The sequence below is a fragment of the Pseudomonas sp. TE31087 genome (assembly GCF_057284075.1).
The window spans coordinates 1,935,056-1,954,205 of sequence record NZ_JBXVNN010000001.1; the positions used below are offsets into that span (position 1 = coordinate 1,935,056).

The following is a 19,150-nucleotide window of genomic DNA, read 5'->3' on the forward strand; positions in this document are numbered from 1 at the left end:
CTACCCTCGCCTTATTTCGCCGCGACCGGCTGCGCCTGTGCCGGCACCACGGGCATGCCCGAGGCCAGGCCGGCCGGGCTGCCGACGATGACCTGGTCACCGCCGCGCAGGCCTTCGACGACCTGCCAGCGCGAACCCTGCATCACGCCGGTGCGCACGCTGCGCGCCTCGGCCAGGTTGCCGGTGCCGACCACCATCACCCGCGCCTCGCCGTCGCTGCCACGCTGCACCGCCCGCTGCGGCACCAGGATGGCCTGCTGGTCGGTGCCCTGCGGGGTGCGCACGCGCACATACATGCCCGGCAGGAGAATGCCGTCGGCATTGTCGAAGCGCCCGCGCAGGGTGACCTGGCCGGTGCCGCGGTCGACCGCCACGTCGGTGAACATCAGCGCGCCCTGGCGCTGGTAGTCGGTGCCTTCCACCTGGGCGGTCAGCGCCTTGTCGTCGCCACCACCCAGGGCGCCGTCCTTGAGGGCCTGGCGCAGGCGCAGGGCGTCGGCGGCGGACTGGGTGAAGTCGACGTAGATCGGATCGAGCTGCTGGATGCGCGCCATCAGCGTGGCGTCGCCCTGCCCGACCAACGCGCCTTCGGTGGCCAGGGCGCGACCGATGCGCCCGGAGATCGGCGCGGTGACCGTGGCATAGCCCAGGTTCAGGCGCGCGGTCTGCACGTCGGCCTGGGCCGAACGCACGGCAGCCTGGGCGCTGCGCAGCTCGGCGGTGGCGCTGTCGAAGTCCTGCTGGCTCACCGCTTCGATCTTCACCAGCGGCGCATAGCGTTTTACCCGCGCCTGGGCTTCGTGCTGCACGGCCTGGGCCCGGGCCAGGTCGGCCTCGGCGCGGGCCAGGGCGGCCTTGAACGGCGCCGGGTCGATCTGGAACAGCACATCGCCGGCCTTGACGTCGGCACCTTCCTCGAAACGCTTGTGCAGGACGATGCCGGCCACCCGCGCACGCACCTCGGCCACCCGCATCGGCTCGACCCGGCCTGGCAAGGTCGAGGCCAGGGCCAGTGGCTCGGCGGCCACGGTCACGATTTCCACCGGAAACGCCGTTTCAGCGCCGACCTGCTGTTCATCGGCCGCCCCGCAGCCAGCCAGGGCTACTGCCACTGCCAGCCAGCTGGCCACTCCTATTGCACGCAAATTGCTCATGAACTCACCCGAGCCGTTAACTAAATTTGGCGCGAATGGTACTCATGCAATCGATTTGAGTCAATTTGGTCTCATTTGAAGTTTTTGTGAAAAGTTGTAATGACCACCTCCGATCGTCGGGTCGTCGCAGTCCAGGCCCATGGCAGGCGTCAAATGAAACACAACGCCTGAGGAGATCCGCCATGACCCTGCACGCCGTGGCCAGCCTCGACCAGCTCGAGGAACACCGCCCCCTGCGCGTCCAGGCCGGCACCGAGGACATCGTCCTGGTGCGCCAGGGCGAATTGGTGAAGGCCTACCAGGCCAACTGCCCGCATGAGGGCGCGCCCCTGGAAGAGGGCGCGGTCTGTGGCGGGCTGCTGGTCTGCCCCTGGCACAAGGCCGCCTTCGCCGTGGACGAGGGCGCGGTCTGCGAACCGCCGGCCCTGACCGGCCTGCGCCGCCATGCCGTAGAGCTCAGGGATGGCCAGGTCTGGGTCGACGACCAGCCGTTGCCCGAGACAGCACCGCCGCGCCACAGTGACGCCCGCACCTTCGTCGTGGTGGGCGCCGGCGCCGCCGGCTCGGCCGCCATCGCCACCCTGCTCGAGCATGGCTTTGCCGGGCGCCTGCTGTGGATCGATCAGGAACAGCCGAACGCCTACGATCGCACCGCCCTGAGCAAGTTCGTCATCGCCGGGCAGATGCCGGTGGACGAAGTACCGACCCTGCTGGCCCCGGACGCCCTGCGCCGTGGCCAGCTGCAGCGCCTGCACGGCAAGGTGCGCGCCGTGGATGCCGGCAAGCGCCTGATCACCCTGGCCGACGGCCAGAAGCTGAAGTACGACGCCGCCCTGCTGGCCACCGGCGGCAAACCCAGGCGTCCCGAGCTCCCCGGCGTGCAGTTGCCCGGCATCTGCGTGCTGCGCTCGCGCACGGATGCCGCGCAGCTGCTCGACCTGGCCGAGCCGGGCCAGCCGGTGGTGATCGTCGGCGATGGGTTCATCGGCCTCGAGGCCGCCAGCGCCCTGCGCAAGTACGGCCTGCTGGTGCATGTGGTCACGCGTCACGCCATCCCGCTGGCCCGGCAGCTGGGCGAGCGCATCGGCCAGACCCTGCGCGAGCTGCACGAACGCAAGGGCGTGGTATTCCACGGGCCGACCGAGGTGAGCGGCTTCGAAGGCCGGGAACGGGTCGAGGCCGTGTTACTGGCCAATGGCGAGCGCCTGCAAACCCCGCTGGTGCTGCTCGGCACCGGCGTCAGCCCGGCCACCGGCTACCTGCACGACCTGCCCCTGGCCGAGGACCGCTCGCTGAGGGTGGACGCCCATCTGCAGGCCACCGACGGCCTGTGGGCGGCCGGCGATATCGCCACCTTCCCCCTGGCCGGCCGCCCGGTGCGCATCGAGCACTGGCGCCTGGCCCAGCAGCATGGGGTGATCGCCGCCGCCAACATGCTCGGCGAGCGCCGCCGCTACGACGACGTGCCGTTCTTCTGGACCTACCAGCACGGCCGTACCTACGAAGTGCTCGGGCATGCCAGCGGCTGGAACCGCATCGAGTACGTCGGCACCCCGGAACAGGGCGACTTCATCGCCCTGCAGTGCCTGGACGACCAGGTCGAGGCGGTGATCGCCAAGGGCCACGCACGGGCCATGGCGGTGCTGTCGCAGCGGCTGAAACGGCCGCTGCCGAGTCGCGAGGCGCGTGACCTGATCGATGCCTGGGCGGAGTGAAACGGCGCCCGCCGCACGCTTTCAATGCCGGGCGGAACTGTGTAAAAGAGGGAAACCCCTCTCAAGGCGTCAGAAAAGGATTATCTGCAATGATCTACCGCCCCCTCGGCCGCTCCGGCCTGCATGTCTCGGCCCTCACCCTGGGCAGCATGATGTTCGGTGAGCAGACCGGCACCGAAGACTCGCTGCGCATCATCGACAAGGCCTGGGACCAGGGCATCAATTTCGTCGACACCGCCGACGTCTACAACGGCGGCCGTTCCGAGGAGATCGTCGGCGAGGCGGTGGCGCGCAACCGCCACGACTGGATCATCGCCTCCAAGGCCGGCTACGGCCCGGTCGATGGCGTGCCCAACCGCAGCGGCCTGTCGCGCAAGCACCTGTTCAATGCCATCGAGGCCAGCCTCACGCGCCTGGGCACCGACTACCTGGACATATACTACCTGCACCGCGAGGACCACTCGGTCCCCCTGGAAGAGACCGTGCGCGCCATCGGCGACCTGCTGGCCCAGGGCAAGATCCGCTACTGGGGCGTGTCCAACTTCCGTGGCTGGCGCATCGCCGAGATCTGCAACCTGGCGGAGAAACTCGGCGTGGCCAAGCCTGTGGTCAGCCAGCCGCTGTACAACATCGTCAACCGCCAGGCCGAACCCGAGCAACTGACCGCCGCCGCCTACCATGGCCTGGGCGTGGTGCCGTTCAGCCCGCTGGCCCGTGGCGTGCTCAGCGGCAAGTACGCGCCCGGCTCGACCCCGGACCAAGGCAGCCGCGCCGGCCGCCAGGACAAGCGCATCATGGAGGTGGAATGGCGCCAGGAGTCGCTGGCCATCGCCCAGAAGATCCATGCCTACACCGAGGCCAAGGGCGTGGGCATCGTCGAGTTCGCCATCGCCTGGGTGCTGAACAACCGCCTGGTCAGCTCGGCCATCGTCGGACCACGCACCGAGGCGCAGTGGGACACCTATGCCGGCGCGCTGGAGGTGAAGATCACGGCGGAGGACGAAGCGTTCATCGACTCGCTGGTGACACCGGGTCATGCCTCGACGCCTGGGTTCAACGACGTGGCGCACTTCGTCAGCGGGCGCCTGCCACGCTGATACCCAGGTCTAGGTCTGGGACGTAGAGCATAGAACGAGGGAGCGGGCTTGCCCCGCGATGAAGGTTGCGCAATCCCTGGCACCCGCTTCGCGGGTGTTCGCGGGGCCCGTCGCATCGGCGCACCGCCGCTCCCACGCTGTCCCCAGCAGATCGACAGCTCATGTGTCCGCAAGCCCCCATGGCGGCCCGCCCCGATTGCTGGCATTGTTCGATTTTCCCCGCGCAAAGGACGCGCTCCCATGGCCCTGCACCTCTGGTTGACCTTCTCCTTCGCCTACCTGCTCACCTCGCTGATCCCCGGCCCCAACGTCCTGCTGACCGTGCGCAACGCCCTGCGCTACGGCCCCTCCGGCATGGGCATGACCCTGTTCGGCAACCTCACCGCGCAACTGCTGACGATCACCGCCGTGGCGATGGGCGTGGGCGCCCTGCTGATCTCGCTGCCCACGGCGTTCCAGGTGCTGAAACTGGCCGGCGCCGGCTACCTGATCTACCTAGGCCTGCGCCAGTTGCTGAGTAAAGGAGGCCCCGCCGCCCCGGCGACCCAGGTGGTCGCGACGCCACCCCAGACGCAATGGCGGATCGCCGTGGAGGCCTTCCTGGTCTCGGTGAGCAATCCCAAGACCCTGGTGTTCTTCTGCGCCTTCCTGCCGCAGTTCCTCGAGCCCGGGCGACCGATCTTCGGCCAGTTCGCGGCGATGTACCTGAGCGGCTCGCTGATCGTCTGCCTGGTGCATTCCTTCTACTGTTTCACCGCCTGGCGCTTCGGCCTGCGCCTGAAGGCTTCGCCCCTGGCCGCCTGGTTCAAGCGCGCCACCGGCGCGCTGTTCATCGGCCTGGGCGTGCGCCTGCTCAACGCTCGGGCGGTGTGACGCTCGACTGCTCCCTCGCAAGGCCTGGGTGGTGATTCAGGACTGCCCCAGGTTGAGCACCATCGCGATGAACGCCTGCTCGTCGAGCCACTCGTCATGCAGTTCGATGGCCCGGCGGGTGTCGCCCTTGAGACTGGCATTGAGCAGCCCGGCCTGGTGGATCAGCGTCCTGAGCCGGGCCAGGCGCGGACCACGCCAGTCGGCAAGGCTGGCGATGCGGGCGTCGATCTGCTCGCGGGCTTCGGGCATGGGGGCATCCTCAGGCAGGTTCTCCCAAGAACTGTAAGCGAATGCTGCCAAATAGCCCTGAAAGGGAAAATCAGAGAAACGTCCTACGCGGATTTGGGAAGCCCTGCTGACCACCCACAATCCGTTCCTCGCTAGTGTTTCAGGTCTGCGTCACCGTCGCTCTGCCTGAGGCACTCAACGCCTTCATGCAGCAGTCACTGACGGGGCATTCCGCAACAGCCAGGCAACGGCGAGCACCGTCTCGTTCCTGGACAGCCGTATCCGAAGGACCTCTCATGCCTAATCAATCCGACCTGAGCTACCACTTCGAGCCCCTGGCCAGCCAGGACCCGTTCGAAGTGGTCTCCTTCACCCTTGACGAAGCCCTCAGCACCCCGTTCAGGCTGGTGCTCGAACTGGTCAGCTACGAAGACAACGTCGATTTCGCCCACCTGCTCGACAAGCCCGCGCTGTTCACCATCCTGCGCGGCCAGCGACCGATGCGCCATGTACACGGCCTGATCAGCGCCTTCAGCCAGGGCGACACCGGCAACTGCCGCACCCGCTACCAGGCCGTGATCGAGCCCAAGCTGGCCCGCGCCGGGCTGCGTTCGAACTGGCGCATCTTCCAGCAACAAAGCGTGCCGCAGATCCTCGAAACCCTGTTCAAGGCCCAGCGCATCACCGACTTCGAACTGGGCCACAGCTTCCCCCACGCGCCCCGCGAGTTCTGCGTCCAGGCCGGCGAAACCGACCTCGCCTTCATCACCCGCCTGGCCGCCGAGGAAGGCTTCATCTACCGCTTCGTCCACAGCGCCAAGGGCCACCGCCTGCTCATCAGCGACCGCGTGCTGACCCTGGGCATGATCAGCTCCAGCCTGGTCAAGATCGAAGACGATGACGACGACGAAGGCTTCATCGACGACGACTACCCCGACCCGCTGGCCGTGCTCTACCACGCCAACAGCGGCGGCGACCAGGCCCGCCCCTGCCTGCGCCGCCTGCACTACCGCGAACAGGTGCGCACGGCCCGCCAGGTGCAACGCGACTACTCCTTCACCCACCCGGCCTACCACCTGCAGCAGGAGTTCAACGCCAGCGACCTGCAGCACCAGGCCGACGACTACGAGCGCTTCGACTACCCCGGCCGCTACAAGCGTGACGAAGTCGGCATCCCCTTCACCCGCACCCGCCTCACCGCCCTGCGCCACGACGCGCGCATCGCCGAGGTCGAGGGCGACGACGTGCGCCTGCAGCCGGGCCTGAGCTTCGACCTGGTCGAACACCCCCGCGCAGACCTCAACATCCATTGGCGGGTGGCCAGCGTGCGCCACGAGGGCGCGCAGTTCACCAGCCTGCAGGAGGAAGCCGCCGGCGCCGAACAAGGCACGCGCTACATGCAAAAGGCCCTGCTGGTGCCCGGGCGCATCGAGTGGCGCCCCGAGGCGCCGCCCAAGCCGCGCATCGACGGGCCGCACATGGCCACGGTGGTCGGCCCCGAGGGCGAGGAGATCTTTTGCGACGAGTGGGGGCGGGTCAAGGTCAGCTTCCCCTGGGACCGCGAGAGCCGCGACAACGAGTACAGCTCCTGCTGGGTGCGGGTGTCCCAGGGCTGGGCCGGCGGCGGCTGGGGCGCCATGGCCATCCCACGGATCGGCCAGGACGTGGTCATCCAGTACGTCAACGCCGATCCCGACCAACCGATGATCACCGGGCGCACCTACTGCGGCAACCAGCGGCCGCCCTACGAACTGCCCAAGCACCGCACGCGCATGACCATCAAGAGCAAGACCCACAAGGGGCAAGGTTTCAACGAGCTGCGCTTCGAGGATGAACTGGGGCAGGAAGAGGTATTCATCCATGCGCAGCGGGATCAGAACAATCGGGTAGGCAATGACGAAACGACCTGCGTTGGCCGCAACCGCATCGAACAAGTGGGCAACGATGAGCAAATCAGTGTCGGCAACGACCTTCGCCAGGAAACCGGCAATGACCACACCCATGCCGTAGGCCGGGACTGCCATCTGAAGGTCGGCCAGGACCTGTCCATACAGGTGAGCAATGATCGCAGCGAAACCATCGGGGTGAATCAACACACCCTCGTCGGTGGCAACAGCGAACTGCGGGTGGACGGTCATCAGCGCATTACCGTCGGCCAGGGCCTGGAGCAGCAGACAACAGTCTTTCGACTCACCGCCAGCGAACGTATCGAGCTCATAAGCCCAGGTGCAAGCCTCGTGCTCGACCAGCAGGGCCTTACGCTCAACGGGTTGACGCTCAACTTTCATGGCCCTACGCAAGCAGGGGCCGAAGGCGCCGGAAATGTCACGGCACTGGAGCTCACTGCGAACAACGGCAGTGCCTGTGAGGAAAAGGGCCGATGAACACCACTGACTTGACCCAGTTCGTCATGGATCACCACACCTCGGACCAGTACTGCCACGTGCTGATCGACCCCACTGCGGTGTCCAGGCGAAGTGACCACGCCGTGCTCGAAGGTTTACGCCAAGGGCTGGGGGCGAAAGCGCTGACGCCAATCTACAGGGCCGACCTCGCCCACGCCCCCGACGCCCATCCGGTCCTGGCCTGCCTGGCGTCTCCGGGAGAACCCCTGCCGGAATCCCTGGTGACCCTGACGGCACGGGCAAGCCTGCGGGATGTTCAGCGACCTGGGCGTCTGGTCTGTGGCTGGCTATTCAGTGACACGCCTGCCGCGGCCCTGGCCGAGCACATCATGTCGCTGTGCGAGGTCTCGACCACGGGAATGCAGACCTGCTTCTATCCGGTATTCGAACCTGTACGCCTGGAACTGCTTGCAGCGGCCTACGAACACGCAGAGCAAATGCCATGGTGGCCCATCCACCGTTGGCTGTTCCTTACCAGCGGCGGGTTTGCCGTACGCATGATCGGTGAGCCGTACGCCCAAAAGCCGATACCGGTCGCGGCTGGAGAAATGCAAGCCGAAGCTCCGCTGGTCCAGGCCATGCTCAGCGCCTGGCGCGCCCTGCTCCCACAGACCGATGACCGGCCTTCCCTGCCAGCGGTCGCCGCCGTGCTGGCGTACGAAGAGATCGTCCAGGCACGCAGACAGGGCTTGAGCGAGCCAGCCGACATCATTGCCCTGGCCCTCCATCAACGCTGCCTGCACCCGCAGCTGCATACCTACCCTGCGCTCCGCACACTGATCGACAAAGCCGTGCATGCGCAGATTCCGCTGACCCAGACACTCGCCGAATACACCGAATCCAACTGGCGGTATGTGCTTGCAAACCTGCCTCAATCCGGAGTACGCCCATGACCCTCAGCAAGCGAATCGCCCACGTCATCGCCGAATCCGTCCTGCCCCACGACCAGTGCCAGGCCTGCGAACGCAAGGGCCTGCCCATCCTGCCCCTGCGCCGCGCCCTGGTCCCGGACCTGCGCCCGGCCTACCGTCACCCCCTGGCCGGCGGTGACCAGGTGGCCACCCGCATGGGGCTGCGCACCCTGCGCACCGGCTACCTGTATGTCCTGCTCGACCAGCGCATCTGGTACGCCTACGAAGTCACCGACGAGGCCCACCTGCGCCGCTTCAACCCCCTCGAGCCGCCGCCCGCGCCACCGCGTTTGCTCGCCCGCCAGTGCCTGGGCGAAAACCACGACATCCCCTCCTCCTTCCTCACCGTCGACACCGAGGCCTTCTCCACCGCGTGGATCGCCTTCAGCAGCGACGCCTGGCCGCCCAGCGTGCTCAATGCCTACCGCAACGCCAAGACCCCGCCCGAGCGCTTCCAGGTGCTGGACCTCACCCTCGCCCGCAGCGCCCCCGCCCAGCTCGGCATGGCCATGACCCTCAGCGAGCTGCAAGTGGACCGCGAGGTCTTCGAGTACAACCAGCAACTGCCCGGCGCCTTCGACAGTGTCCATGGCTTTCACAGCCGCCTGCTGCGCCAGACCGCCACCCGCGGCTACCTGGTCAACGCCATTGCCCGCCACCAGCTCGAACACGGCGTGCTCGCCCTGGTGCTCGACGACACCGTCGGCCTGGTCCAGGAGTACAACCACCAGCGCCTCAACTGGATCGCCCGGCGCCAGCAATGGCGCGAGGACCCGCTGCGCGCCTATCAGCTGCAGACCTCGCAGATCCTGCTGACCCTGCGCGCCATGCAATGGCCCTGGGCCGAGCAGCAGACCCCGTCCTTCGAGCCCCACAGCGGCGATGGCCCGCCGGTGTTCGTCGACCCGCAGGTCGAGCGCCAGCGCGAGGTCGAACGGCGCGCCCGCGACGGCGTCGCCCGGCTCGAAGAGCGCTACCACGAGCCCCTGCGCGCAGGCTTCCAGGCCGAGTACGAGCGCCAGGAAGCCGAGTACCAGCGCTACATCGACCTGAACACCCAGGCCTACACCCAGCTCTGCGACAGCAGCCTGTTCCACGCGATCGAGGAACACGACTACGACGGCGGCGACCGCGAGTCCGGCATCGCCTACAGCAAGACCATGGCCCTGTGCCTGGCTGGCGGCGTCACCGAGGCCCCCGACGTGGACGGCGAAGCCCGCGCACCTGCCCCGGGCAGCAGCGCGGCGCTGTGGCAGCGCTGGCTGCAGGACCCGAACAGCCCGCCCTACCGCGCCGTGCTCCTGCGCGACCGGGCCTTGCTCGCCGCGCTGCTGCCCAGTTTCTCCACCACCGATCCCACCGACTGGGGCGACAGCGAGAAACTCTACGGGGCGCTGAGCAAGGTCATCGCCAGTGACGATGCCGGCTTGAACCTGCGCGACACCCTGCGCCAGGCCATCGCCGAGACGCAAGGCGCGATCAATGGCGCCAGCCTGCGCCTGAAGCCCCTGCTGCCGCCCGGCGTGCAGCGCGCCGTGATGCGCCTGAACAGCGCCAGCCAGTGGCTGTACAACGGCGTGCAACTGATCGAGCTGCAGGTGCAGATGAAGCTCAGCGAGTACTACGCCCTGCAGAGTGCCCACCTGCGCGAGCTGCAGCACAAGGCCAGCGCGCAGACCGCCAAGGCCCGCGAGCGCATGCTCCTGGGCCTGCGCGAATTTGATGCCGAGGTGAGCGCGTCCAGGCGCTGGGTGCGGCCGGTCATCCAGCACGGGCTGCTGAGCCTGGCGGTGCTCGACCCGAAGCTGGCGCACAGCGTCATCACCGTCAGCGTCTGGGTCGAGGGCACCGCCGACGTGCTGCAGGAGCGCCTGGCCCAGGAAGCCGGTCTGCGCGTCAACCAGCTCAGCGACGCCGCGCAGATCAGCCTGGTCAACCTCTCGGTCGCCGCGGGCACCCTAGACGCCAACGCCCGCCAACTGCTCCACGGCATGCGCATCACCGCGAAGCAGGCGGCGCAGTTGGTACGTACCAGCTTCACCGGCGTGCGCGGCGTGGCGGGCAGCTGGGAGCTCCTGCTGGCCCTGGGCGGTTTGTACCTGACCCACGACAGCCTGGCGAAGAATCTGGAGAAGGCGGAAATCGAGATCGGCGAGAAATCCAGGGAAGCGGTGATGGCGTTGCATGGGTCCAAGCTGGCGATCCTAGGCGGCGGGATCGAGGCGCTGGGCTTGATCATCAGGACCGGCGCCACGCAGATCAACACCAGGATCCCCATGACGCCTGCGGGTACGGCCCGGATGGCCACGGCCATAGAAATGGGGCGGGCAACGGTCAGGGTAGGTGCCGTCATGGGGGCCGTGGCCGGGATTTACGATACGGCACAGGCAGTGTTTGCCTTGAGGCGAACGTCTGTAAGCGGAGATAATACCGCTATGCATGCTTATGTCTTATCAGCTATGGGATTTGGCCTGGGGACAGTGGCCTCGGTATACGCAGTATTCGTTCCTACCTTTTGGGGGCCGCTAGGAATAGCAATCATCCTTGCTGCCATCTCTTACGGTGCTAAAAAGATTGCAGAAAGCCTTGAGTCAAGTCCCTTAGAGCGCTGGGCAAGGCGTTGTTACTTCGGCAAGGCAAATGAAACCCACGCCATCCACTGGGAGTTCCCTGAGCATGCTGATATCGCTTTTGCAGAGCTAAACGCTGCTACATTGGGCATTGAGGCAGGCCTAAAATTCGAATCCCAAAGAGCCGACCCCACGCTCACGGCTAAAATCGGATGGATTGCCCAAGCCGCCACCGAGCAAAAGCTGACATTCAAGATCCTCCTCCCCAACATTAATGCCTCCAGCTACAGCTATCACTGGTCCCTGACTGTTCATCGACATGGCGATGGGGTTCCGTCCAACTACACAAGCGGAGAAACAATCGCCTCAGGGTCCCATGAGGTTTTACACCCGCTGCCAACTTCACAGAAAAAGCCGTCGTCGCGCCCCTCTCACAAAGCTAAAGACTACAGAGTAGATACCCTCAGCCAAAAAACCAGTAATAAAATCTGTCGTACTGCACTCCGGGGGATCCACTACCACCGAGTTCATAACCGGCCATATAGAACTCACCCCAAGCCTTGGCAGGCACAGCATACAGGCTGCAACTTTTAACGTCACTTACTGGCCAGACCGAAACTCTCCCGAGGCCTACGCACACTTAGAAATACAGGCGGTCAACGAATGACTAAAATCAATGAATATCTACCTCGCCATCCCCTAGGTTGGAAATATGATCTAGCTCTTCCCCACGAAGAGCCAACCCAACGATTAAATTCACTCCCACTACCACCCACACCAAGCAAAATAAATAACACTTATTTGGAGATCCCCAGATCAAGCGTGAGCATTAGAGGCATTGCCTCAATTGGCGGAAGTATCACCTTATCATTCGGACTTATATTATATTTATACACCACACTCAGCACAATAACAGAAATCGGCATCAGCGAAGCGAAAATCATAGCTATAGGCCTAACAATAACCACAGCCGCATACTGGGCAATGATACCGTTCGTGCGCTTAGACATAGAACTCCCACGCAACGAACCAATCCGCTTCAATCGACTCAGGCAAAAAGTTTATTTTTATGAATATCGATTTGATCGCTTCTACATATTCAGCCGAAAGAAATGGGGGGTACGACCCGTAGCCTACGATTGGAAAGACCTTATCGCCGAAGTCTGTAGTGTCTACGCTCCCATGGGCAATGGCGGACTCGTCGAGAACGTCCTTATTGCAGTCCGCAAGCCAGGCACCGACGAAATCATCGACCGTCTTTTCTTCACCCATAGCATCGAGGATGGAAAGCGATACTGGGAGATCATCAGACTTTTCATGCAACAGGGCCCAGACGCACTTCCCACCTTTGTTCGCCCACCCCGCAATTGGGACAATGACTTCGAACTCACCCCCATTCGCCGACTGGCCCCCAGGGTGCAATGGCCTGAAGCGATAGACCGTGAGTCACGTACCGGCCCTGCCGCAGGAGAACACACGTGAAACCGGTCGTACTTTTAGGCCACCTGCACGAGTGTCCACTGCATGGCGCGGGTGTGGTGGAAACCGGCAGCGAAACCTACCAGTTCAATGGTAAACCCGTTGCCCGGATTGGGGATCGTATCAGTTGTGGGGCGCTGATCGAGACAGGGGCCGCGCACTTTCTCATCGATGGCAAGCGCGTTGCACGCCAGGGCGATCGCACCAGTCATGGCGGCACGCTTGTCGAGGGGGACTCGGGGTGGCTTCTCGACTAAGAAAACCGATCAGAGCGAAACCGCCGATCGGGCTGGCCGGTTCAAGGACAACCTGTCGGCCATTGCCACCCTTACCCTCCCCACGTGGAGGGCAAAGGCATCTGTGCCAGAGGGTGGAACAGGCCTCACTCGCTCCGTTGCAGTACCAACGTGGCCACCAACGCCAGCACCGCAAACCCACAAGCCACATAACCCAACGCAGCCAGACCAAGCCCCTGGATCGCCGCGCCCCCCAGCGCGGCACCGGCGGCGATGCCCGCGTTGGCCGCCGACACGTTGAGGGTCCCGGCCAGGGCCTGGGCCTTGGCGCCGGCCCGCATCACCCGCACCTGACACACCGGGAACAGCGCCGTGTAGTCGATGCCCCACAGTGCCAGGGCGCCCACCAACAGCAGCGGGTTGCCGATCACCGGGGTGACCAGGCCCATGCCCAAGGCCAGCATCGCCAACAGCAGCAGCGTGGCCCGCAGCGGGCTGCGATCGACGAACCGTCCGGCCAGGGGGTTGCCGAGCATGCCCACCAGGCCAAAGCCCATCAGCCACCAACCGACCGCGTTGGCCGGCACGGCGGCAAGCTGTTCGAGGATCTCGGCCAGGTAGGTATAGGCAGTGAACATGGCGGTGAACACCAGCGCCGAAAGCAGCACATGGGCGATGAAACGACGGTCCTTGAGAATCACCGTCTGCCGCTCCCCTGCGACGCGGGCCGGGACCTTCGGCAGAGGCGGCAGCCAGGCCCACATCAGCAGCGCCACCAGCAGGCACAGCCCGGCGCTTTCGCTGGCGGTGCCCCAGTACACCGGCAGGGCCAGCGCGGAAAGGAACCGCGCCAGGGCCAGTACCCAGACGTTCGGCGCCAGCGCCGACAGAGCATTGAAGGCGGCGAACAGCAGCAGGATGGAGATAAACAGCCCCCTGGCGCCGCAACCGCGGGCATCTGCCCAAGGTGAGCGCGATGGTCCAGGCCCTGGCCGAGCGGCTGGGGCCGCTGATTCAGGGCTGATCCAGGCTGAACGCCAGTGCATGCCTGTATCCAGGCACAGACAAATGAAATAAAATAACATTTCATTTGAATGCTATCCCTGCCTGCGACCCGCCTCGATGACCAGCCTCCCGACCGCCCTCCCCAGCCAACGCCTGCACAGCATCGACGCCCTGCGCGGCCTGGTGATCCTGTTCATGCTGCTGGACCACGTACGCGAAACCTTCTTCCTGCACCGCCAGGTCAGCGACCCGATGACCATCGACGCGATCGACGCCACCGACCCCAGCCTGTTCGTCAGCCGCACCCTGGCGCACCTGTGCGCGCCAGTGTTCGTGCTGCTCACCGGGCTGTCGGCCTGGCTCTACGGCGAAAAGCACCAGGGCCGGGGCGATGTAGCGGCGTTCCTGTTCAAGCGCGGCCTGTTCCTGGTGCTACTGGAGCTCACCCTGGTCAACTTCGCCTGGACCTTCCAGTTGCCGCCGGGCGTGATCTACCTGCAGGTGATCTGGGCCATCGGCCTGAGCATGATCGCCCTGTCGCTGCTGGTGTGGCTGCCACGCCCGCTGCTGCTCGCCCTGGGCGCGCTGATCGTCGCCGGCCACAACCTGCTCGATGGCCTGCATTTCGCGGCGCACTCGGCGCTGCATGTACCCTGGGCGATCCTGCACGAGCGCAACTGGCTGGAGCTGTCCGACAGCCTGCGCCTGCGTACCTCCTACCCGGTGTTGCCGTGGGTCGGCGTGATCGCCCTGGGCTATGGGCTCGGCCCCTGGTTCAGCCGCGCCAGCGACGCCGGCGAGCGCCAGCAGCGCCTGCTGCTGGGCGGCGTGATGCTGCTGCTCGGCTTTGTCGTCTTGCGCCTGCTCAACGGCTACGGCGAGGCGCCGTGGGCCTTCTACCCCAGCGTCGGGCAAACGCTGATGAGCTTCTTCAACATCACCAAGTACCCTCCGTCGCTGCTGTTCCTGGCCTTGACCCTGGGCGTCGGCCTGTTGCTGCTGCGCGCGTTCGAGCGTGCCGGCGAGGCCCGCTGGATCGGCCCGCTGGCGGTGTTCGGCGCAGCGCCGATGTTCTTCTACCTGCTGCACCTGTATGTGCTCAAGCTGCTGTATGTGGCCTGCGTGGCGCTGTTCGGCCTGAACCAGGGCAGCCATTTCGGCTTCGACGGCATCGGCGCGGTGTGGCTGGTCGCGGTACTGCTGGCGATCGCCCAGTACCTGCCGGTGCGCGGCTTCGCCCGGCTCAAGGCGCGGCGGCGCGACATCGCCTGGCTCAAGTACCTGTAAAAGCGTTTTCAGCCGATGGCCCGATGGTCTACCATGCCGCCCGCCGGTTTCCACACGGAATCAAAAGGGAATCCCGGGCGCGCCGAGGGCGGGCCAAAGGGAACTGCCCCCGCAACTGTAGGTGCCGAGCCTGCGCCATCGATGCCACTGGGTCTGCCGACCCGGGAAGGCCGGCGCCGGCCAGGACGCACCAGTCAGGAGACCTGCCGGCACGCATTCACCAACCGGCGGGGTGTCCGGGATGGTCATCCGCCCCTGGCCGCGTGCTTGCCGCACGACGCCTGGCGATGCCTGTCCGTGGGCCATTCCGTGTACCACCCGACAGGAGATCGCCCCACCATGCCGCACCGCCTCGCCACCCTGCTCGCCGGCCTGTCACTGGCGGGCCTGGCCCACGCCGACGCCACCCGCTACCCGCTGACCGTCGACAACTGCGGCCTGCCGCAGACCTTCGCCCAGGCCCCGCAGCGCGCGGTGACCATCGGCCAGGCCGGCACCGAGCTGCTCTATGCCCTGGGCCTGGGCGAGCGGCTGGCGGGTACTTCGCTGTGGTTCAACAACGTGCTGCCCGAGTTCAAGGCGCAGAACGACAAGGTCGAGCGCCTGGCCGACAACGAACCGGGCTTCGAGGCGGTGGTCGGCAAGCGCCCGCAGCTGGTGACGGCGCAGTTCGAATGGATGGTCGGCGCCCAGGGCGCGGTCGGCACCCGCGAACAGTTCGCGGAACTGGGCATTCCCACCTACCTGCTGCCCTCGGACTGCGAAGGCAAGGACAACCTGGTGGGCGCCGACGGTACCCGCCTGCAGCCGTTCAGGATCGACACCATCTACAAAAGCGTCAGCCAACTGGCCGAGATCTTCGACGTGCAGGATCGCGGCGAACGCCTCAATGCCGAGCTCAAGGGCCAGCTGGACCAGGCCCGGCAACGCCTGGCCGGCCAGGACCTGAGCCACACCAGCGCGCTGTTCTGGTTCTCCAGCGCCGACCTCAAGGTCGACCCTTACGTCGCCGGTCGCCAGGGCGTGGCCGACTTCATGCTGCAGACCCTTGGCGTGCGCAACGTGGTGGAGTCCAGCGAAGAATGGCCAGCGGTGGGCTGGGAGACCCTGGCCAGGGCCAACCCCACCTGGCTGATCGTCGCCCGCATGGACCGCCGCCGCTACCCCGCCGACGACTACCGGAAAAAGCTCGAGTTCCTGCGCAACGACCCGGTGACCCGCAACATGGACGCGGTCAAGCAAGGCCGGATCATCGTCCTCGACGCCGACGCCATGCAGGCCGGCATCCGCCTGTTCCGTGGCCTGGAGGTGCTGTCCAGCGCCTTTGCCAGCGGTAAAGCGCCACAACCATGAGCCGTCTGTTGCCCATCAGTGCCTTCGCGCTGCTCGCCCTGTGCCTGGCCATGCTCGCCGGGATCGCCATCGGCGAGACGCGGATCAGCGCCGAGGTGGTCTGGCAGGTGCTGGCCAACCAGTTGTGGCAGGCCGGTCATGCGCTCGACCCGATCGACGCCGGCATCGTCTGGAACTACCGCCTGCCGCGCACCCTGGTGGCCGCCGCCTGCGGCGCGGGGCTGGCGACCTGCGGGGTGATCCTCCAGGCGCTGCTGCGCAATCCGCTGGCCGAGCCGTACCTGTTGGGCCTGTCGGCGGGCGCCTCGACCGGCGCCGTGGCGGTGGGTCTGTTCGGCCTCGGTGGCGCGGTGCTGTCGCTGTCGGCCGGCGCCTTCCTCGGCGCGCTGGCCGCGTTCGCCCTGGTGCTGGTGCTGTCGCGGGCCAGCGGCAGTCGCCACGACAACGCCCAGGTAATCCTCGCCGGCATCGCCGGCTCGCAGCTATTCAACGCGCTGACGGCCTTTCTGATCACCAAGTCGGCAACCGCCGAACAGGCCCGGGGCATCCTGTTCTGGCTGCTGGGCAATCTCAGCGGCGTGCGCTGGCCGGCGGTGTGGCTGGCGCTGCCAGTGGCCCTGGTCGGGCTGGCGGTGTGCCTGTGGCACCGCCGGGCGCTGGACGCCTTCACCTTCGGCGCCGACTCGGCGGCCTCGCTGGGCGTGCCGGTGCGGCGCACGCAATGGTTGCTGATCAGCTGCACAGCGCTGGTGACCGCGGTGATGGTCTCGATCGTCGGCGCCATCGGCTTCGTCGGCCTGGTCATCCCCCACGCCCTGCGCCTGCTGCTCGGCCCCGGGCACAGCCGCCTGCTGCCGGCCAGCGCCCTGGGCGGCGCGTTGTTCCTGATCGTCGCCGACATCCTCTCGCGCACGCTGATTGCCGGCCAGGTGATCCCGGTGGGCGTGGTCACCGCCTTGATCGGCGCGCCGGTGTTCGCGTTGATCCTGGTCAGCCGCCGGGGGCGTCCATGACCGTGATGACCGCCATCGCCCACGCCCCGCTTGCCTGCGAGGGCCTAAGCCTGCGCCTGGGCGACCGCGACGTGCTGCAGGGAATCGACCTGAGCGTGATGCCCGGCGAGACCCTCGGCGTGGTCGGCCCCAACGGCTCGGGCAAGTCCACCCTGCTCAAGCTGCTCGCCGGCCTGCGCACGCCCAGCAGTGGCAGCGTGCGTTTGCTGGGCGAGGCGCTGGAGCGCATGCCGCGTCGCCGGGTTGCGCAAAGCCTGGCACTGGTCGAACAGCAGGCCGACACCCTGGACGCCATCAGTGTGTATGACGCCGTGGCCCTCGGCCGCACGCCGTGGTTGTCGGCCCTGGCGCCGTTCGGCGCGGATGACCGTGCGATCGTCGAGCAGGCGCTGGCCGACGCCGATGCCGGCCACCTGCGTCGGCGCCTGTGGGGCGAGCTGTCCGGCGGCGAACGCCAGCGCGTGCACATCGCCCGGGCCCTGGCCCAGCGGCCGCAGGTGCTGCTGCTGGACGAGCCGACCAATCATCTTGATATCCAGCATCAGTTGAGCCTGTTGCGGCAGGTGCAGGCGTTGCCGGTGACTACCCTGGTGGCCTTGCATGATCTGAACCAGGCGTTGACCTGTGACCGGTTGGCTGTCCTGGATCAAGGGCGGTTGGTGGCCTTGGGGAAGCCTGAAATGGTGCTGACGCCGGAGCGGTTATTGGGGACGTTTGGGGTTCAGGCTCATTACCTGGTCGATCCGTATGATGGGGCGCGGGTGCTGCGGTTTCGTGCCTGAAACGGCTGGGGGGGCTTTACAGCCCTATAAAGGTCTTTGGAGGCGGGGTTATTGATTGTATCAAGGCCACCAGGTGCTCGCCGCGCCCCTTGCAGCGCCTATGAGATCGAGCGCCGCCCGCGCGGCGCATCGCGACGCAAGGCCGCTCCTACATCTGTTTCGGGCCAGTCACTCCTGTGAGGTTATCGCTGTCCGCCTTGGCTCATGCCTCAAGTCGTGCGGGGCGGCAGTGATGCCCACGCTGAAACCGCGTCGTACCAACAGGGCGGACCAGGTAATGGCACAGGACTGACTGGCCCGAAACAGATGTAGGAGCGGGCTTGTCCCGCGATGCGCCGCGCGGGCGGCGCTCGATCTCATAGGCGCTGCAAAGCTCGTGGCAAGCACCTAGTAGCCCTAATGCAGTCAATAACCACCCGCGTCCAAACCTTGAAAGGACTGGTCCCAAGACCGTGGAGCGCCGGTGATCGCGGGGCAAGCCCGCTCCCACGTTGGTAATGCTGGTAAGGCTGCTTCCTGCGCGACAGCGCAGATGAACAGGACGCGGACTCTACCGCAGATTCGACTGTGCCGGACGCTCGCCCATCCGTTGCGCCAGCCTCAGCAGATAACCATCCGGATCCTGTACCAGAAACTGACGCAGCCCCACCTCGACCGCATCGGCGTGATACCAGACGTCCTCGCACGCCTGGAACAACGGCCAGCGATGGCGCTCGAGCCGCTCGACCAGCGGCGCGACCGCCGCGACGTCGATCTGCAGGTTGATCCCCCGCCCCAAGGGTTTTTCCAGGGGCCCGGTAAGCCAGTGATCCTCGGCGTCGAACTGCTCGAGCATGACCTGCGCGCCCTGCAGGTCAAGGTAGGCAAAGCGCTGCTCCGGGCGCTGATAGGCAATCTCGAACCCCAACAACGAAACCCAGAAATCCAGACTGCGATCGAGGTCACTGACGATCAGTTCGGGCACCATCTTGTTGCGCTGCAGCATGCAATCGTCCTTGAGCGGCATGGGAAAGTGGCGCACATGATATCCCTTACTCAATCT

16 protein-coding genes and 1 riboswitch are annotated in these 19,150 nt (G+C 66.0%); of the genes, 12 read left to right on the forward strand and 4 right to left on the reverse strand.

The genetic code is table 11. The features are described 5' to 3' along the window. Positions 1–11: 11 nt before the first annotated feature. A complete protein-coding gene (locus ACZ899_RS08695) occupies positions 12–1,154 on the reverse strand; it encodes a MexC family multidrug efflux RND transporter periplasmic adaptor subunit (protein WP_234562752.1) in 1,143 nt (380 codons plus the stop codon). A 182-nt stretch (positions 1,155–1,336) separates the two neighbouring features. Between ACZ899_RS08695 and ACZ899_RS08700 the strand changes: the two genes are divergently transcribed. The 3 genes from ACZ899_RS08700 to ACZ899_RS08710 all read left to right on the forward strand — a co-directional run bounded on the left by ACZ899_RS08700 (position 1,337) and on the right by ACZ899_RS08710 (position 4,839). Further along, positions 1,337–2,869 carry an FAD-dependent oxidoreductase gene (locus ACZ899_RS08700; RefSeq protein ID WP_234562753.1) on the forward strand — a complete coding sequence of 511 codons (1,533 nt, stop codon included), beginning with the start codon at positions 1,337–1,339 and terminating at the stop codon, positions 2,867–2,869. Between the two features lie 89 nt (positions 2,870–2,958). Further along, entirely contained in the window at positions 2,959–3,966 is a 1,008-nt protein-coding gene (locus tag ACZ899_RS08705) for an aldo/keto reductase (protein ID WP_203647140.1), read from the forward strand. Positions 3,967–4,206: 240 nt separating this feature from the next. Beyond that, positions 4,207–4,839: a LysE family translocator gene (locus ACZ899_RS08710; RefSeq protein WP_234562754.1), complete on the forward strand. Its 633-nt coding sequence runs from the start codon at positions 4,207–4,209 to the stop codon at positions 4,837–4,839. 36 nt (positions 4,840–4,875) lie between these two features. Here ACZ899_RS08710 and ACZ899_RS08715 read toward each other — a convergent pair whose 3' ends face one another. Then, positions 4,876–5,088, reverse strand: a complete 213-nt coding sequence (locus tag ACZ899_RS08715; protein ID WP_234562755.1) for a hypothetical protein — start codon at positions 5,086–5,088, stop codon at positions 4,876–4,878. Positions 5,089–5,363: 275 nt separating this feature from the next. Here ACZ899_RS08715 and ACZ899_RS08720 point away from each other — a divergent pair, with 275 nt between their 5' ends. The 5 genes from ACZ899_RS08720 (at position 5,364) to ACZ899_RS08740 (ending at position 12,689) form a co-directional block, all read left to right on the forward strand. After that, positions 5,364–7,451 (forward strand): type VI secretion system Vgr family protein, encoded by a 2,088-nt coding sequence (locus ACZ899_RS08720; RefSeq protein WP_485627589.1) that lies wholly within the window; start codon positions 5,364–5,366, stop codon positions 7,449–7,451. Further along, on the forward strand, positions 7,448–8,365 hold the full coding sequence (locus tag ACZ899_RS08725) for a hypothetical protein (RefSeq protein ID WP_234563133.1): 918 nt from the start codon (positions 7,448–7,450) through the stop codon (positions 8,363–8,365). Before ACZ899_RS08720 ends, ACZ899_RS08725 begins: the two co-directional genes overlap by 4 nt. Further along, complete coding sequence (locus tag ACZ899_RS08730) at positions 8,362–11,547, forward strand: T6SS effector BTH_I2691 family protein (RefSeq protein WP_485627590.1); 3,186 nt, start codon at positions 8,362–8,364, stop codon at positions 11,545–11,547. Before ACZ899_RS08725 ends, ACZ899_RS08730 begins: the two co-directional genes overlap by 4 nt. A 69-nt stretch (positions 11,548–11,616) precedes the next feature. Then, positions 11,617–12,435, forward strand: coding sequence for a DUF6708 domain-containing protein (locus ACZ899_RS08735; RefSeq protein WP_234562394.1), 819 nt, complete (start codon positions 11,617–11,619; stop codon positions 12,433–12,435). Then, entirely contained in the window at positions 12,432–12,689 is a 258-nt protein-coding gene (locus ACZ899_RS08740) for a PAAR domain-containing protein (protein WP_234562395.1), read from the forward strand. The genes ACZ899_RS08735 and ACZ899_RS08740 overlap by 4 nt, the downstream gene beginning before the upstream one ends. A gap of 125 nt (positions 12,690–12,814) precedes the next feature. Here ACZ899_RS08740 and ACZ899_RS08745 read toward each other — a convergent pair whose 3' ends face one another. Next, a complete protein-coding gene (locus tag ACZ899_RS08745; RefSeq protein WP_234562396.1) occupies positions 12,815–13,714 on the reverse strand; it encodes an MFS transporter in 900 nt (299 codons plus the stop codon). Positions 13,715–13,790: 76 nt separating this feature from the next. Between ACZ899_RS08745 and ACZ899_RS08750 the strand changes: the two genes are divergently transcribed. From ACZ899_RS08750 to ACZ899_RS08765, 4 genes are all read left to right on the forward strand, one after another. Beyond that, positions 13,791–14,960, forward strand: a complete 1,170-nt coding sequence (locus ACZ899_RS08750) for an acetyltransferase domain-containing protein (protein WP_234562397.1) — start codon at positions 13,791–13,793, stop codon at positions 14,958–14,960. Positions 14,961–14,987: 27 nt separating this feature from the next. Continuing rightward, positions 14,988–15,185: riboswitch (cobalamin riboswitch) on the forward strand. Between the two features lie 114 nt (positions 15,186–15,299). Next, positions 15,300–16,313, forward strand: coding sequence for an ABC transporter substrate-binding protein (locus ACZ899_RS08755; RefSeq protein ID WP_234562398.1), 1,014 nt, complete (start codon positions 15,300–15,302; stop codon positions 16,311–16,313). Further along, positions 16,310–17,326 carry a FecCD family ABC transporter permease gene (locus ACZ899_RS08760; protein ID WP_234562399.1) on the forward strand — a complete coding sequence of 339 codons (1,017 nt, stop codon included), beginning with the start codon at positions 16,310–16,312 and terminating at the stop codon, positions 17,324–17,326. The genes ACZ899_RS08755 and ACZ899_RS08760 overlap by 4 nt, the downstream gene beginning before the upstream one ends. Next, positions 17,323–18,108 (forward strand): ABC transporter ATP-binding protein, encoded by a 786-nt coding sequence (locus ACZ899_RS08765; RefSeq protein ID WP_234562400.1) that lies wholly within the window; start codon positions 17,323–17,325, stop codon positions 18,106–18,108. The genes ACZ899_RS08760 and ACZ899_RS08765 overlap by 4 nt, the downstream gene beginning before the upstream one ends. Before the next feature lie 550 nt (positions 18,109–18,658). Here ACZ899_RS08765 and ACZ899_RS08770 read toward each other — a convergent pair. Continuing rightward, complete coding sequence (locus ACZ899_RS08770) at positions 18,659–19,093, reverse strand: bleomycin resistance protein (RefSeq protein WP_234562401.1); 435 nt, start codon at positions 19,091–19,093, stop codon at positions 18,659–18,661. Between the last annotated feature and the right edge of the window lie 57 nt (positions 19,094–19,150).

Excerpts from the sequence above, each read along its gene's own strand:
- ACZ899_RS08695 (WP_234562752.1), bottom strand. The coding sequence starts at position 1,154 with ATGAGCAATTTGCGTGCAATAGGAGTGGCCAGCTGGCTGGCAGTGGCA.
- ACZ899_RS08700 (WP_234562753.1), top strand. The coding sequence starts at position 1,337 with ATGACCCTGCACGCCGTGGCCAGCCTCGACCAGCTCGAGGAACACCGC.
- ACZ899_RS08705 (WP_203647140.1), top strand. The coding sequence starts at position 2,959 with ATGATCTACCGCCCCCTCGGCCGCTCCGGCCTGCATGTCTCGGCCCTC.
- ACZ899_RS08710 (WP_234562754.1), top strand. The coding sequence starts at position 4,207 with ATGGCCCTGCACCTCTGGTTGACCTTCTCCTTCGCCTACCTGCTCACC.
- ACZ899_RS08715 (WP_234562755.1), bottom strand. The coding sequence starts at position 5,088 with ATGCCCGAAGCCCGCGAGCAGATCGACGCCCGCATCGCCAGCCTTGCC.
- ACZ899_RS08720 (WP_485627589.1), top strand. The coding sequence starts at position 5,364 with ATGCCTAATCAATCCGACCTGAGCTACCACTTCGAGCCCCTGGCCAGC.
- ACZ899_RS08725 (WP_234563133.1), top strand. The coding sequence starts at position 7,448 with ATGAACACCACTGACTTGACCCAGTTCGTCATGGATCACCACACCTCG.
- ACZ899_RS08730 (WP_485627590.1), top strand. The coding sequence starts at position 8,362 with ATGACCCTCAGCAAGCGAATCGCCCACGTCATCGCCGAATCCGTCCTG.
- ACZ899_RS08735 (WP_234562394.1), top strand. The coding sequence starts at position 11,617 with ATGACTAAAATCAATGAATATCTACCTCGCCATCCCCTAGGTTGGAAA.
- ACZ899_RS08745 (WP_234562396.1), bottom strand. The coding sequence starts at position 13,714 with ATGCACTGGCGTTCAGCCTGGATCAGCCCTGAATCAGCGGCCCCAGCC.
- ACZ899_RS08750 (WP_234562397.1), top strand. The coding sequence starts at position 13,791 with ATGACCAGCCTCCCGACCGCCCTCCCCAGCCAACGCCTGCACAGCATC.
- ACZ899_RS08755 (WP_234562398.1), top strand. The coding sequence starts at position 15,300 with ATGCCGCACCGCCTCGCCACCCTGCTCGCCGGCCTGTCACTGGCGGGC.
- ACZ899_RS08760 (WP_234562399.1), top strand. The coding sequence starts at position 16,310 with ATGAGCCGTCTGTTGCCCATCAGTGCCTTCGCGCTGCTCGCCCTGTGC.
- ACZ899_RS08765 (WP_234562400.1), top strand. The coding sequence starts at position 17,323 with ATGACCGTGATGACCGCCATCGCCCACGCCCCGCTTGCCTGCGAGGGC.
- ACZ899_RS08770 (WP_234562401.1), bottom strand. The coding sequence starts at position 19,093 with ATGCTGCAGCGCAACAAGATGGTGCCCGAACTGATCGTCAGTGACCTC.